Source organism: Streptomyces sp. NPDC051776, from assembly GCF_040681345.1.
Taxonomy (GTDB): Bacteria; Actinomycetota; Actinomycetes; order Streptomycetales; family Streptomycetaceae; genus Streptomyces.
The window spans coordinates 16,538-30,811 of sequence record NZ_JBFAYQ010000024.1 but is presented as its reverse complement, the minus strand read 5'-3'; the positions used below and the strand labels follow the sequence as shown (position 1 = coordinate 30,811).

Below are 14,274 nucleotides of genomic sequence, written 5' to 3'. Positions count from 1 at the left end.
GTGCCCTGCGCGACGTGCCCTGCGCGCCGTGCCTACGAAAGGCGGACCCCATGCCCACACACGTACTCCCCGAGTCCGACGGCGACGAGCGCGGCGCCCTCCTCGCCTTCCTCGAGGCACAGCGCGGCGGCGTGCGCCGAGCTGTCCTCGGCTTGACGGAGGAGCAGGCGGCGCAGAAGCCGAGCGCGAGTGAACTCTCCCTGTCCGGGCTGCTCAAGCACGTCGCGGAGACGGAGCTGAGCTGGCTCCGCAAGGCGCAGCAACGACCCGTCGAGATCGTGCGGACCGAGGAGACCTGGGCCGACAGCTTCCGGCTCCTGGAGGGTGAGTCCATCCACGGGACACTCGCCGTCTGGGAGAAGACTGCACGGGAGACGGAGGAGTGGATCCGGGCGCTGCCGAGCCTCGACGACACCTTTCCGCTGCCCTCGGCGCCCTGGTATCCGCCGGCCTCGCGGGTCTCGCAGCGCTGGCTGCTGCTGCACCTGATCGAGGAGACCGCGCGGCACGCGGGTCACGCCGACATCATCCGCGAGTCCCTGGACGGGAAGACGGCCTTCGAGCTGGTGGCGGAGGCGGGGGACTCCTGAGGTCGCACCGCGGGGGATTGCCGGGGACCGTTGTTGGGCCCCGGCGCCCCGGCGCCCCGGCCCCGGCGCCCAGCCCCCCGGCCCCTGGCCCCGGCGCCCGGCCCTGGCCCCTGGCCCCGGCCCCCCCCCCGCCCGAGCCTGCGGTGGGCGCCGCGGCGAGAAGGGTCGAGGTCGGGACGGGCGAGGTCGGGACGGGCGGGACGGACGAATTGGGACGGACGAATTGGGAGGGACGCCGATGTGCGCCTGGTCATTGCGCGGGTGACAGACCGGGTGGCGGCGCTGCACGAGACCGTACGAGCGCGCTGGACGCGGTGCGTGTCGAGGCGGAGGAGATCGCCCTGCGCAGGCGGTCGCTCGACGAGGTGTTCCTCCACTGACCGGCGGTGACGCAGGTGGGGGGGAGCTGGACGTGGCCCCGGGCGCGGGGGCGGTGCCGGGCTTCTCCGCGGGTCGGGAACCTGACGGAGGTCCGCGGTGTACAGATAGTGAACGGCGCCCGGGAGGGGCGCCCGCGGAGAGGGGGCATCGTGGCCGGTCGGGTGAGTGCGACGCAGCTCTTCGGGCTAATGGTGGAAGGCGGTCGCCTCGGAGACGGGGCGGCCCAAGGGGGCGCGCTGCTCGCGCAGTTCGGGCAGAAGTCGGCCCAGGTCCTCGACGAACAGGTCAGCGAGGTCGGCGGAGAAGCCGTTGCGGCACACCACGCGCAGGACCGAAAGGTCCTCGCGATGCGGAGGGAAGGAGTAGGCGGGCACGAGCCAGCCCTTCTCGCGGAGCCGCCGGGAGACGTCGAAGACGTCGTAGGACGTGGTGTCCGGCGCTGTGGTGAAGGCGAAGACGGGGAGTTGGTCGCCGTAGGTCAGCATCCGGAAGTCGCCCATGGATTCGATGCGTTCGGCCAGCGAGCGGGCCACGTCCCGCGAGGTCTGCTGGACCGCACGGAAGCCCTCCCGGCCCAGCCGGAGAAAGGTGTAGTACTGGGCTGCGACCTGGGCGCCCGGGCGGGAGAAGTTGAGCGCGAAGGTGGGCATGTCACCGCCCAGGTAATTCACGCGGAAGACGAGTTCTTCCGGGAGGGCGTCTCCATCGCGCCACAGCGCCCAACCGACACCCGGGTAGACGAGCCCGTACTTATGGCCCGAGGTGTTGATCGACGCGACGCGCGGCAACCGGAAGTCCCAGACCAGGTCCTCGTCCAGGAACGGCGCGATCATCGCTCCGGACGCGCCGTCCACGTGCACGGGGATGTCGACTCCGGTGCGTTCCTGGAGTGCGTCCAGGGCGGCGCACACCTCACCCACCGGCTCGTACGACCCGTCGAAGGTCGAGCCCAGCACCGCCACGACGCCGATGGTGTTCTCGTCGCAGAGGTCGGCCGCGGCCTGGGGGTCGATGTGGAAGCGGTCGCCCTCCATGGGGACTTGGCGCGCTTCGACCTCCCAGAAGTTGCAGAACTTGTCCCAGCACACTTGGACGTTCGCGCCCATCACGAGATTGGGCCGTGCATTCCCGGGATAGCGCCTGTCCTCGCTTCGCCGGGCCGCGTCCCGCATCCAGCGTCGTTTGAGGGCCATTCCGGCGAGCATGCACGCCTCGCTCGACCCGGTCGTGGAGCACCCCCTGGCCGTGGAGGGGTCGGGCGCATTCCACAGGTCGGCGAGGATCGCCACGCACCGGCGCTCGAGTTCGGCGGTGCGCGGGTACTCGTCCTTGTCGATCATGTTCTTGTCCCGGCAGACGCTCATGAGCGTCCCGGCCTGGGGCTCCATCCAGGTGGTGACGAAAGTGGCCAGATTCAGCCGCGAGTTGCCGTCGAGCATCAGTTCGTCGTGGACGAGCTGGAAAGCCGTTCCCGGCGGCATCGGGCCGTCCGCGAGCCGGTGCCTGGGTGGAGCCGTCGTCATGTCCCCGAGCGGATCGGCCGGTCCGAAGAAGGGATTGACCGAGAGGCGGCCCTCCCCTGCCGCTCCGGCGGGGCCTGGTCCTCTGTGCAGCGACATGGTGCTCACGCCTCCCTTCGCAGCGACCATACGGGCATATCGCTCAAAGGGCCCGCCCGGTTGCTGCGCCTGGCGGCGCCACGTCACCGCACGGACGTGCCGTCCTCGCGCAGTTGCATCAGCGGACGCCCCGTCACCAGCAGCCAGGCGGGGAGTGCGCCCAGGATCAGCAGCGGAAGGACGGTGATGCCGGGAGCCAGGACGGCCGCCGTGAAGAGGCTCAGCCATCCGTGCCTGGTCACCGCCAGGAGGATACCGAGCACCGCGCACACCACCGCGACGGCGGTGTGCACCTCGGGTACGAGCGCATGGGCGAACAGCCCCAGCGCGACACCCGCGAAGACCGAGGGGAAGATGCGCCCGCCCCGGAAGCCGCAGGTGGAGGCGATGACCACGGCCACCAGCTTGACCCCGGCCATCAGCGCGAGCTTGCCGGACGACCACGCCCCCGGGTCCTCCGTCAGGTCCGACATCTGGTCGAGTCCCTTGAAGAGGGTGAGGTGCCCGCCGAGCGCCGCGAGCAGTCCCAGCACCACGCCTCCGGCGGTGACCATCGCCACCGGATGCTTCAACAAGCGGAAGGCCCGGTGGGCGTACGGGAACGCGTGGACGGCCGCCATGCCCAGCAGGGCTCCGGCCGCGGCGATCACCAGCGCGGCCGCGACATCGCCGAATCTCGGGCCCGAGTACGGAGGCAGTTTCACGGCGAAGGACGGCTCCGAGATCAGTACCGTCGTGATGGAGCCGGCCCCGGCGGCCACCAGTGGAGCGAAGAGCCGGTCCCACAGGGACCTCATACGTGGTGTCCGCACAGCGCCGCCGGCCAGAGTCTCGGTGAGGACGAGCGCCGCGGCGACCGGTGTGCCGAAGAGCGCCCCGATCGTGCCGGCCGCCGCGAGCGCGAGCCAGAGTTCTGCCGGGCTCCCCGGGGAGATCCTGCGCCCGAACCAGTAGGCCAGGGCGATGTTGGACGCCGTGATCGGGTTCTCGGGGCCGAGACTGACCCCGCCCGCGAGCGCCAGAATGCTGGTGAGCAGGACACCTGGCACGGTGGCTGCAGCCATGGGCGAGTCCACCAGCCCGGTGGTGGCCGGATCGGGGCCTGCGTGCCCCGGAACCTTCCAGACCACCAGACCGACGGCGAGACCGGTGACCGTGAGGACGGCGAGCATCCAGCCGGTCGACCAGCGGCCGACGTCCAGGGTGTCTGGCAGCGTCGTCCACAGAAGATGCTCCAGCTCCTCGGCCATCTCTTCCACCCCGATGAGCAGCAGGCTCGATCCGACCCCGATCACCAGCGCGGGGAGGGACAGCCGGAGCAGAAGTCGCGGGCCCTCCGGGGGTGCCTGAGAGGCGGATTCCGTGACCACGGCCACACCATAAGGGGGCTAATAGAGCAAACCGTCCACAAAACTCGGGGGTTGCACCTCACGTGGCGTGAGGACTCAGGCTGAAGAGCGCACAAGAAAGGAGCGCGGAGACAATGAGCTACTCCGTGGGACAGGTCGCGCGTTTTGCCGGCGTCACGGTGCGCACCCTGCACCACTACGACGCGATCGGGCTGCTCGCCCCGAGCACCCGCAGTGACGCAGGCCACCGGCGCTACGACGACGGTGACCTCGACCGGCTGCAGCAGATCCTGTTCTACCGGAAGCTCGGCTTTCCGCTTGAAGAGGTCGCGGCCCTGCTCGACGACCCGGACGCGGACCCGCAGGAGCTCCTGAGGCGCCAGCACGGTCTGCTCACCGCCAGGATCGAGGAGCTGCAGAAGATGGCCGCCGCCGTCGAACACGCCATGGAGGCACGGAAGATGGGCATCAACCTCACGCCCGAGGAGAGGTTCGAGGTCTTCGGTGACCACGACCCGGACCAGTACGCCGCCGAGGTCGAGGAGCGGTGGGGCGGCACCGACACGTACGCCGAGTCGCAGCGCCGGGTCGCCACCTACACCAAGGAGGACTGGCAGCGGATCAGGGCCGAGCAGGAGGACTGGGGCAACCGCCTCGCCGCGGTCATGGATTCCGGCGTGGAGCCCGGGTCGGAGGCCGCCATGGACCTCGCCGAGGAGCACCGGCAGCAGATCTGCCGCTTCTACTACGAGTGCACCTACGAGATACAGACCTGCCTGGCGGAGACGTATGTGACCGACGAACGGTTCACCGCCACCTACGAATCCATCAAGCCCGGCATGGCGCAGTTCCTGCGCGACGCGATCCTCGCCAACGCCGCCCGCCACGCCTAGCGATGGGTGCGGCGAGGAGCGCGTCACCGTACGGAGTCCGGCCCCGCGTCCGCCTCAGGACTGCGGGGCCAGCACCACGGCCGTGCCGTACGCGCAGACCTCGGTGCCCACGTCCGCGGCTTCGGTCACATCGAAGCGCATCGTGAGCACGGCGTTGCCGCCGCGGGCCCTGGCCTGCTCCACTAGGCGCTCCATGGCCTGGTTCCGCGTCTCGACCAGCGTCTTGGTCAAGCCCCTCAGCTCGCCGCCGACCATCGACTTGAGCCCGGCACCGATCTGACTGCCCAAGTGACGCGAGCGCACGGTCAGACCGAAGACCTCGCCGATGACCTGCTGGACGTGGTAGCCCGGCACATCGTTCGTCGTCACCACCAGGACGTCCCACCCGGTGCCCTGCCCGCCGCCGTACTCGTCGATGCTCATCGCATCCACCTCCTTGCCGAGAAGCGTCGCGTGCCGGGTGGGCGGGCGCACGTCGAGGGCGTCCGGACCGACCAACGGGACCGGGGGCGCCGGACCGGGCAACCGGAACGGGGGCGCCGGACCGGCCAACCGGAACCGGGGGCGCTTCTCCCGCGTTGATAGCTTTGGGCAGCACCCAGCCCCGACCTGTGCCCGGGCCCCGCTTGTGCCTGCGCCCTCGACCCAGGAGCCTGTCAACCGTGACCACCCTTGCGCTCGGCCCCAGCTGGCTGGACCCGGACTACTTGATCAACACCTTCGGGATCATCGGAATCCTGACGATCGTGTTCGCCGAGTCGGGTCTCCTCATCGGGTTCTTCCTGCCGGGCGACTCCCTGCTGTTCACCACCGGCCTGCTGGTGGTCACGGACAAGCTGGACACCCCGCTCTTGCTCATCTGCACCCTGATCGCCCTCGCCGCGGTCGGCGGTGACCAGGTCGGCTATCTCTTCGGCCGCAAGGTGGGACCGGCGCTGTTCAAACGCCCCGACTCCCGGTTCTTCAAGCAGGAGAACGTGGAGAAGGCCCATGATTTCTTCGAGAAGTACGGTCCGAAGTCCCTGGTTCTGGCCCGTTTCGTGCCGATCGTGCGGACGTTCACGCCGATCATCGCCGGTGTGAGCCGGATGAACTACCGCTCCTTCATCACGTTCAACATCATCGGCGGTGTGTTGTGGGGAGTCGGGGTCACGCTCCTCGGCGCGGCCCTGGGCCAGGTCGACTTCGTCCACAAGCACATCGAAGCGATCCTCGTCGGGATCGTGCTCCTGTCGGTACTCCCGATCGCGATCGAGTTTCTCCGCGCCCGCTCCAAGTCGAACAAGGGCGCCGGAGCGTCGTCGGCCCCCACGGACTCCGACGACGCCCCGGCGCACGCCCCGCGAGGACGTCATGCCAAGCGCTGAAGAGAGCTGAAGACGGCTGAGGAGTGCTGAAGCCGGGTGAAGACAGCGGGAGGGCCGCCCGGTTCCGGGCGGCCCTCCCGCCTTTGCCGCCACCGCGCCGCTGACCCCGGTTGCGGTTCTGCAGACCGGCCGCCCCGCCCCGCCGCTGGCTAGAAGCCGCGGGTGCGCTTGGCACCGCGGCGGGCCTTGGCCTCGGCGGCGCCCGGCGCCTGGATGAACAGGCGGGCCATCTCGCCGCCCAGGTTCACGCCGATCGCGATGGCCAGCGCAAGAGCGGCCGCCTGGGTCAGCGAGGCGATACCGGCGTTCAGGTTGCCCTGCGCCAGCCCCAGCAGCCCGAAGTACGTGGCACTACCCGGCAGCAGCGGACCGATCGCCGCCGTGACGTACGGGAGTGCCGACGCGTACCGGTAGCGGGACAGCAGTTGTCCGAAGAGGCCGACCAGACCGGCCGCGACCGCCGTCGACGCCACCGGGTTCATCTCGACGGTGTAGTGCAGCGCCCCGAAGACCACCCATGCGACACCGCCGTTGAGCGTGGCCACCAGCACCGTGTGCCGTTCCTGCTGGAGGAGCACCGCGAACGCCACCGTCAGCAGCATCGCCGCCAGGATCTGCAGCACGGGACGCTCGGTCATGCCCAGCGACTCCCCGGGCTGCAGCTTCGCGTCCAGTTGCAGGCCGCCGTACAGCACGATCAGCACGCCGCAGACGATGCCGACGATCAGGTAGCAGACCTCGAGCAGGCGGGCGGACGCGGTGATGTAGTAGCCCGTCAGCCCGTCCTGAACGGCCGCGACGAGCGCCCGTCCCGGGATCAGGGCGAACAGACCACCGGTGATGACTGCCGATGCCTTCACGTCCACATGCGCCAGGCTCAGCGCGACCCCCAGCGCGGCCGGCGGCATCGCCGCGACCACGAAGTGGTAGAACTCCGGCAGTCCGCGGCCCGACGCCCCCCACGCCAGGCGGTCGCCCAGCATCGCGCCGACCGCGGCCACGATGAACACCAGCCACGTACCGCCGACGAGGATGCTCGCCGCACCGGCCAGCGCACCGCTGGCCAGCGTCAGCGCCCATTTCGAGTACGGGTGCCGGTTCCGCCGCATCTCCACCAGCCGCCGGTAGGCCTCCTCCAGCGAGACCTCGACATCGTCCGAGCAGATGTCGTCGACCAGGCGGAAGACCGCCGACAGCCGGGTGTAGTCCGTCCCGCGCCGCCGTACGGTCCTGCTCGCCGTGACAGGGTCGTCGACCAGCGACGGCTGGTACGACACCGACAGCAGCGTGAAGGTGACGGTCGGCTCGACCCGGTCCAGCCCGTACGCGTGCGCCACGCCGAACATGGCCGCCTCGACGTCCTCGGCGCCCTCGCCGCCCGCCAGCAGCAGTTCGCCGATACGGAGGGTCAGGTCGAGGATGCGCGGTACGGCGGGGCCGGTGTCGCCCTCCGGCCGCTCGGTCCTCTCCGGGACCGGCCGCTCGGCGATCGGCATGCGCAGCATCGTGCGCATCCGGTCCTGCCAGGGCGTTTCCTTGGTCAGCCGGATGACGGGCACACCATGCGGAGGTGTGAAGGCCGGGTAGGCGGAGACCTGCTGCCGGGACTGCGTCTGCGTGCCCGCTCCCGAGGCGGAGTACCCGCCGGGCGGGGCGAAGGCCGAACCTCCCGGCTCCGGTGCCTGCTCGGTCGCCAGCCCGCTGGGCACGGCGAACTCCGACGTCGGGTGCTCGTCCTCGGGCGGAGGGGGCACGGGGAGGCCGGACGGAGGAGTGAAGGCGCTGCGCGCCTCGTCCGAGTGCGGTTTGCGGTCCTCGAGGAGTTCTGTCTCGGGACCGGTCCGCTTCTGGGCCGCGACCACTTCGGTCGGATCCTCCTTTCCTGTCCTTGGCTGTCGGCTCATCGGCCGAGGGTCGGTGGCTCGTGCCGACCCGGTCCGTGGGACCGGGCCCGGCTGTGCTGTTCGGGTGTTTTCCGTGTGCCGTTTTTCCGTGTGCTGTTTTCCGGGCCGGTGTCCGCCGCCGGGTTCCTGCGTCCGCCTGCCCGTACATCCCTGCGCGTGCGCTCGTGCGCCCGTACGTCCCTGCGCGTGCGCTCGTGCGCCTGTGCGCCCGTACGTCCGTGCCGGATTTCGTACCCCGTCCCCACATCCGGGTTGTCGGCCTCTGGGCCACCATGCCGCATGCCCGCCCGGCGCCGCCATCAGGCCTCTCATCCGGGGGGACGCGCAGCAGTCGGGCGGCGCAACCCCTGATGGGTGCGCCGCCCGACCGTTGGAGCAAGAGCGGTTGTCAGCCTCTCAGTGCTGACCACCCTGGGCTTCGAGGCGCTTGATCGAGGCTTCGATCTCGGCCTCCGCATCGGTCCGGCCCACCCACGTGGCGCCCTCGACGGACTTGCCGGGCTCCAGATCCTTGTAGACCTCGAAGAAGTGCTGGATCTCCAGGCGGTCGAACTCCGACACATGGTGGATGTCGCGCAGGTGCTCGACGCGCGGGTCGGACGCCGGTACGCACAGCACCTTGTCGTCGCCACCGGCCTCGTCGGTCATCCGGAACATGCCGATCGCCCGGCACTTGATGAGGCACCCCGGAAACGTGGGCTCGTCGAGGATCACCAGTGCGTCCAGCGGGTCGCCGTCCTCGCCGAGGGTGTTCTCCACGAAGCCGTAGTCGGCCGGGTAGCTGGTCGAAGTGAAGAGTCGACGGTCCAGGCGGATGCGGCCGGTCTCGTGATCCACCTCGTACTTGTTCCGCGAACCCTTCGGAATCTCGATGGTGACGTCGAACTCCACGGGTGGCTCCTCCATGATCAGCACATACTTCGGGTGATTAAGTGTCCCTCACGCAGGTGTGTGGTCGCGAAAGGGGCTGGTCCGAGGTGCCCGAGGCCAGATCGTGGCAGTTCAAGTGGGCCGTCGAACGGTGGCGGGCGGTACCGGCATGGCATCTGCCCGTCGTATCCGCCCTGGTCGGACTGGCTGTCGCGGCCGGTGCCGTAACAGCGGCAGGACCCTGGGACTCCGGACAGCGTACGGCCGAGAGGGACCGCGCAGAGGCCGCGAGCGCCACGGGTGGCGAGGATCACGGAGAGGGAACGGGCGGGCGCTCGGGCCGTACGGCCGGTGGCGCCACACCCTCGGCGGCCGCCGTCCTCGCCGCGCTCGGCGCCACGGGCCCGACCCAGTCCCCGGACCCCGTGCCGCCGCCCACCCGGTCGGGCCTGGCTGACGCCCTGTCACCGCTGCTGAAGGACCCGGCACTCGGCCCGTTGCGCACGGCCTCCGTCGTCGACGCCACGACCGGCAAGCAGCTCTACGGATCGCGTGCGGGCACCGCCGCCGTACCGGCCTCAACGATCAAGATCGCCACGGCTGTCGCCGCCCTCGACGCGCTCGGACCGGACCATCGCATTTCGACGACCGTCGTGGAGGGGGCCGGGGACGACGAGATCGTTCTCGTCGGTGGCGGGGATCCGACCCTCACAGCACGGGAGGCCGGCGGCGCGGACGCTCCCGCGAGCCTGCGCGACCTCGCCGACAGGACCGCACACGCCCTGAAGGACCGCGGTACGAAGAAGCTCACGGTCGCGTACGACACCTCGCGCTACGGCGGACCCGAACAGCACTCCATCGGCCCCAACCCCAACCTCGCGCCGGTCAGCGCCCTCATGGTCGACGAGGGTCGCCTCGACGACAGCGGCAGCGGCCCGGCCCCGCGATCGGTCGACCCCGCGGCGGACGCGGCCAAGACGTTCGCCGGTCTGCTCCGCGACCGGGGTGTGGACACCGAGGGCGACCCGCGCGGCACGACCGCGGGTGCGAAGGCCGGGAAGCTCGCCACCGTCCGCTCCCAGCCCCTCTCGGCGCTCGTCGAGCGCATGCTCACGGTCAGCGACAACGACATCGCCGAGGCGCTCGCCCGCCAGACGGCCATCGCCGCGGGCGGACCGGCGACGTTCGACGGCGCGGGGAAGGCCGTTGCCGCCCGGCTGGAGAAACTCGGCCTGCCGCTCGCCGGCGCCCGCTTCGCGGACGGCAGCGGCCTCAGCCGCGACGACAAGGTGTCCGCCGGCCTGCTGTCCCAGCTCCTCGTACGGGCCGCGGACTCCGGCCGGCCCGGCCTGCGCCCGGTCCTCACCGGACTCCCGGTGGCGGGCTTCAGCGGCACCCTGCGCAGCCGGTACGCGGACGCGCCGGCAGGCACGGGCATGGTGCGCGCCAAGACCGGCACGCTCACGGGCGTGAACACGCTCGCGGGCACGGTCGTGGACGCGGACGGCCGTCTGCTCGCCTTCGCGTTCATGACGTCGGATGCCGCCGACGGGAAGGCGGCCCAGTCGGTCCTGGACCACCTGGCGTCCGCGGTCGCCAACTGCGGCTGCCGCTGACGGCCGGGCCCGGGGGCACCCTGCCAGTGACGGCCCGCCGCGGGGCTGCCCTGCCGCAGACGGCCCGGCCCGGGGGCTGCCCTGCCGCTGAGGGCGGGACGCGGAAGTGCGGATTCCGGCTCACACCGGCCCCCGTGGACCGCCGCCGGGAGGCTTGGCCGTTGCGGTCCCCGCCCCTGCGCCCGTACCGCACCTGCGCCCGTACCGCCCCTGCGCCGGTACGGCCTCTGCGCCCGTACCGCCCTGCGCCCGTACCGCCCCTGCGCCCGTACCGCTCCTGCGCCGGTACGGCCTCTGCGCCCGTACGGCCCCTGCGCTGGTGCGACGACGACTGCGCCCGTACGGCCCCGTCAGGCCGCGACGGCGGTCGACAGCGGTCCGAAGGGGTCCGCAGCGGGCCGCCGGGACCGGGAGGCCTCACCGGAAGCGCGTCCCAGCACGTACCGTGAATCCATGACGAGCATCGGTGGTGCCGAGATGGTCGACTGGAATCTCGCGGTCGCGACCGCGACCCGGCTCGTGCGGCCGGGTCCGGAGGTGAGCCGGGACGAAGCACGGGCCGTGGTGTCCGAGCTGCGTCGGCACGCAAAGGCGTCCGAGGAACACGTCCGGTCGTTCACGCACATGGCGGAGCACGGAGCCGTGGGCGGACACGACACACCGGTCCTGGTCGTCGACCGCCCGGGCTGGGTCAGGGCCAACGTCGCCGGGTTCCGCCAGATCCTCAAGCCGCTGCTGGAGAAGATGCAGGAGCGCCGCAGCGGCCCTGCCGGAGGGGGCGTCCTCGGCGCCGTCGGCGGCAAGGTCACCGGGGTGGAGCTGGGGATGCTCCTGTCCTTCCTCGCCTCCCGGGTCCTCGGCCAGTACGAGACGTTCGCCCCGCCCGGCCGCGACCTCCCGGCGTCGGAGAACGGCGGCGGCCGGCTCCTCCTCGTAGCCCCCAACATCGTTCACGTCGAGCGCGAACTCGACGTCCAGCCGCACGACTTCAGGCTCTGGGTGTGCCTGCACGAGGAGACCCACCGCACCCAGTTCAGCGCCGTCCCTTGGCTGCGCGACCACATCGAGAGCGAGATCCAGGCGTTCCTCGCCGAGACCGAGATCGACCCGTCCACGCTCCTGGAACGGCTGCGCGAGGCGGTCCAGTCGCTCACCGGGAACCGGCCCGACAGCCCGGCCGACGGCGGCCGCAGCATCGTCGAGCTGGTCCAGACGCCCGCACAGCGCGAGATCCTCGCCCGCCTCACGGCCGTGATGTCGCTGCTCGAGGGCCACGCCGACTACGTGATGGACGGGGTGGGCCCCCAGGTCGTGCCCTCCGTCGCCGAGATCCGCGAGAAGTTCCAGAAGCGCCGGGCCAGCGGCGCGGGCCGGCTCGATCAGGCGCTGCGGAAGCTGCTCGGTCTGGACGCGAAGCTGCGTCAGTACCGGGACGGCGAGCGGTTCGTACGGTCCGTGGTCGACGAGGTCGGCATGGAAGGCTTCAACCGCGTCTGGACGTCCCCCAACACCCTCCCGACCAAGGCCGAGATCGCCAGGCCGGCGGAGTGGATTGCCCGGGTTCACCGCAAATCGGATGGGGCATAGGACAGCGTCATGCAGGGGGTGCATACGGCGGTTGGAGAACTTCCCTCCAATCACCCTTCCGAGGGACCGTGGGGCAGGGATAGGCGTGCGATGCTCAGGGAACGGCTCGCCTCTGTCACCATCTACCTACTCAGTGTGATGAAAGCCGTGACTGACAAGTCGTCACCGACAAGCCGTGACTGAGCCCTTGCGGCCCGGCACCGGCCCCGAGGAAGTGAACCGGACATGGGTCCCCATCCAGCGGTCGCAGCGATACGCCTGGCAGTGCGCCGCGTCCTGCACGACGTGCTCAACGACGTCCTGAGCGGCGTCGACTCCCCCCGAACCGCGCCTCCCACCTCAGCCGCCTCCGCGCGCCCGCTGGTCCTCGTCGCCTGCAGCGGCGGCGCCGACTCCATGGCGCTCGCCTCCGCTCTCGCCTTCGAGGCGCCCAAGCTGGACATCCGCGCCGGCGGAATCACCATCGACCACGGCCTCCAGCCCGGCTCCGACGGGCGCGCGGCCGAGGTCGCCGCCCGGCTGCGCGCGCTGCACCTCGACCCGGTCGAGAACGTCGCCGTCAGTGTCGGACGTCAGGGCGGCCCCGAGGCCGCGGCGCGCGACGCCCGCTACGCGGCACTCGACGAAGCCGCGGAGCGGCTCGGTGCCGCCGCAGTGCTCCTCGGTCACACCCGCGACGACCAGGCCGAGACCGTCCTGCTGGGACTTGCCCGCGGCTCAGGCATTCGCTCCCTGTCCGGCATGGCCGCCGTCTCCGGTACCGGCGGCCGCTACCGGCGCCCCTTCCTCCACCTCGACCGCCAGACCGCGCGCAAGGCCTGTCTCGTCCAGTCCCTGCCGGTTTGGGACGACCCGCACAACGCCGACCCCGCTTACCTGCGCTCCCGCCTCCGCCACGAAGGGCTGCCCGCCCTGGAGAAATCGCTGGGCAAGGGCGTCATCGAAGCCCTCGCCCGTACCGCTCAGCTCTCGCGCGACGACGCCGACGCCCTCGACGCCTGGGCCGCGGACGCCGAGCGGACCGTCCGCGCCGACTCCCCCGCGGACGGCGGGGCGACGCCCGCCCTGGACACCGCCAAGCTCTACGCCCTCCCGTCCGCCGTCCGCCGCCGCGTGCTGCGCCGGGCCGCCATCGCCGCGGGCTCCCCGCCCGGATCCCTCTTCGCCAAGCACATCGAGGAAGTCGACCGGCTGATCACCGGCTGGCGCGGTCAGGGGGTCATCAACCTGCCCGGCCGGGTCGAGGCCCACCGGCGGTGTGGCAGTCTGGTGATTCGGCGACGCGACGAGGCCGCCGCCGAGCACTGAGCCGAAACCTTCGGCCACGCCGGGACCTGCGGACGAATGGCGCCGTACGGCCCCCGGTTCACCGGAACGACCGAGAGTGACGCGGGTGGACGACAAGGACATGGGCACCGACCTCCAGTCGGTGCTCATCACCAAAGAAGAGATCGACGCGAAGCTGGCCGAGCTGGCCGCGAAGATCGACGCGGAGTACGCGGGCAAGGACCTGCTCATCGTCGGTGTCCTCAAGGGCGCGGTGATGGTCATGGCGGACCTGGCCCGGGCGCTGTCCATCCCGGTGACGATGGACTGGATGGCGGTCTCCTCGTATGGGGCGGGCACCAAGTCCTCCGGCGTCGTGCGGATCCTCAAGGATCTGGACACCGACATCGCCGGCCGGGACGTGCTGATCGTCGAGGACATCATCGACTCCGGTCTGACGCTCTCCTGGCTGCTGTCGAACCTCAGCTCGCGCGGTCCTGCGTCGCTGAACGTGTGCACGCTGCTGCGCAAGCCGGAGGCCGCCAAGGTCGCCATCGACGTGAAGTACGTGGGTTTCGACATCCCGAACGAGTTCGTCGTCGGCTACGGCCTCGACTACGCCGAGAAGTACCGCAATCTGCCGTTCGTGGGCACGCTCGCGCCGCACGTCTACGGCGGCTGACGGTCCCCCGCCCCACCGCGCCGGCGGCGGAATCCCTCCGGGAACGTCTCCCGGTTTTCCGCCGTTGGAGCAGGGGAAGGCGGTTTTGTTAACCGTCCGGGGCGGCGCGGGGTGACAATGCTGGGGTACGGTCCGAACGTCGGACTCGCA

General features: G+C 70.9%; 12 protein-coding genes. 7 read left to right on the top strand and 5 right to left on the bottom strand.

Annotated features, from left to right (window positions below; all coding sequences use genetic code 11):
• The first annotated feature begins 50 nt into the window (after positions 1-50).
• Complete coding sequence (locus AB0M26_RS19380) at positions 51-590, top strand: DinB family protein (protein WP_365262496.1); 540 nt, start codon at positions 51-53, stop codon at positions 588-590.
• Positions 591-1,156: 566 nt separating this feature from the next.
• Here AB0M26_RS19380 and AB0M26_RS19375 read toward each other — a convergent pair.
• Together AB0M26_RS19375 and AB0M26_RS19370 are read right to left on the bottom strand one after the other, a co-directional pair.
• Positions 1,157-2,590, bottom strand: coding sequence for a glutamate decarboxylase (locus AB0M26_RS19375; RefSeq protein WP_365262493.1), 1,434 nt, complete (start codon positions 2,588-2,590; stop codon positions 1,157-1,159).
• An 83-nt stretch (positions 2,591-2,673) separates the two neighbouring features.
• Positions 2,674-3,960, bottom strand: a complete 1,287-nt coding sequence (locus AB0M26_RS19370; RefSeq protein ID WP_365262490.1) for an ion channel protein — start codon at positions 3,958-3,960, stop codon at positions 2,674-2,676.
• 113 nt (positions 3,961-4,073) lie between these two features.
• Here AB0M26_RS19370 and AB0M26_RS19365 point away from each other — a divergent pair, with 113 nt between their 5' ends.
• Positions 4,074-4,832: a MerR family transcriptional regulator gene (locus tag AB0M26_RS19365; protein WP_365262487.1), complete on the top strand. Its 759-nt coding sequence runs from the start codon at positions 4,074-4,076 to the stop codon at positions 4,830-4,832.
• A 54-nt stretch (positions 4,833-4,886) separates the two neighbouring features.
• Here AB0M26_RS19365 and AB0M26_RS19360 read toward each other — a convergent pair whose 3' ends face one another.
• Positions 4,887-5,255 (bottom strand): YbjQ family protein, encoded by a 369-nt coding sequence (locus AB0M26_RS19360; RefSeq protein WP_365262484.1) that lies wholly within the window; start codon positions 5,253-5,255, stop codon positions 4,887-4,889.
• A gap of 239 nt (positions 5,256-5,494) precedes the next feature.
• On the opposite strand from AB0M26_RS19360, the gene AB0M26_RS19355 reads away from it, so the two are divergent.
• Entirely contained in the window at positions 5,495-6,199 is a 705-nt protein-coding gene (locus AB0M26_RS19355; RefSeq protein WP_365262481.1) for a VTT domain-containing protein, read from the top strand.
• 149 nt (positions 6,200-6,348) lie between these two features.
• Here the strand turns inward: AB0M26_RS19355 and AB0M26_RS19350 are convergent, their stop codons facing one another.
• Together AB0M26_RS19350 and AB0M26_RS19345 are read right to left on the bottom strand one after the other, a co-directional pair.
• Positions 6,349-8,103: a threonine/serine exporter family protein gene (locus AB0M26_RS19350; RefSeq protein WP_365262478.1), complete on the bottom strand. Its 1,755-nt coding sequence runs from the start codon at positions 8,101-8,103 to the stop codon at positions 6,349-6,351.
• 396 nt (positions 8,104-8,499) lie between these two features.
• Entirely contained in the window at positions 8,500-8,994 is a 495-nt protein-coding gene (locus tag AB0M26_RS19345) for an inorganic diphosphatase (RefSeq protein WP_365262677.1), read from the bottom strand.
• Positions 8,995-9,149: 155 nt separating this feature from the next.
• Between AB0M26_RS19345 and dacB the strand changes: the two genes are divergently transcribed.
• The 4 genes from dacB to hpt all read left to right on the top strand — a co-directional run bounded on the left by dacB (position 9,150) and on the right by hpt (position 14,124).
• Entirely contained in the window at positions 9,150-10,589 is a 1,440-nt protein-coding gene (gene dacB, locus AB0M26_RS19340) for a D-alanyl-D-alanine carboxypeptidase/D-alanyl-D-alanine-endopeptidase (RefSeq protein WP_365262675.1), read from the top strand.
• A gap of 453 nt (positions 10,590-11,042) precedes the next feature.
• The gene (locus AB0M26_RS19335; protein WP_365262475.1) at positions 11,043-12,176 is read left to right on the top strand and encodes a zinc-dependent metalloprotease; all 1,134 of its coding nucleotides are present in this window, start codon (positions 11,043-11,045) and stop codon (positions 12,174-12,176) included.
• Positions 12,177-12,401: 225 nt separating this feature from the next.
• Positions 12,402-13,484 (top strand): tRNA lysidine(34) synthetase TilS, encoded by a 1,083-nt coding sequence (gene tilS, locus AB0M26_RS19330; RefSeq protein ID WP_365262473.1) that lies wholly within the window; start codon positions 12,402-12,404, stop codon positions 13,482-13,484.
• A gap of 100 nt (positions 13,485-13,584) precedes the next feature.
• Positions 13,585-14,124 (top strand): hypoxanthine phosphoribosyltransferase, encoded by a 540-nt coding sequence (gene hpt / locus AB0M26_RS19325; protein WP_365262672.1) that lies wholly within the window; start codon positions 13,585-13,587, stop codon positions 14,122-14,124.
• Positions 14,125-14,274 lie beyond the last annotated feature (150 nt).

What these genes read in the sequence shown, in the direction of transcription:
- AB0M26_RS19380 (WP_365262496.1), top strand. Translation starts at nt 51, where the DNA reads ATGCCCACACACGTACTCCCCGAGTCCGACGGCGACGAGCGCGGCGCC.
- AB0M26_RS19375 (WP_365262493.1), bottom strand. Translation starts at nt 2,590, where the DNA reads ATGTCGCTGCACAGAGGACCAGGCCCCGCCGGAGCGGCAGGGGAGGGC.
- AB0M26_RS19365 (WP_365262487.1), top strand. Translation starts at nt 4,074, where the DNA reads ATGAGCTACTCCGTGGGACAGGTCGCGCGTTTTGCCGGCGTCACGGTG.
- AB0M26_RS19360 (WP_365262484.1), bottom strand. Translation starts at nt 5,255, where the DNA reads ATGAGCATCGACGAGTACGGCGGCGGGCAGGGCACCGGGTGGGACGTC.
- AB0M26_RS19350 (WP_365262478.1), bottom strand. Translation starts at nt 8,103, where the DNA reads ATGAGCCGACAGCCAAGGACAGGAAAGGAGGATCCGACCGAAGTGGTC.
- AB0M26_RS19335 (WP_365262475.1), top strand. Translation starts at nt 11,043, where the DNA reads ATGACGAGCATCGGTGGTGCCGAGATGGTCGACTGGAATCTCGCGGTC.
- tilS (WP_365262473.1), top strand. Translation starts at nt 12,402, where the DNA reads ATGGGTCCCCATCCAGCGGTCGCAGCGATACGCCTGGCAGTGCGCCGC.
- hpt (WP_365262672.1), top strand. Translation starts at nt 13,585, where the DNA reads ATGGGCACCGACCTCCAGTCGGTGCTCATCACCAAAGAAGAGATCGAC.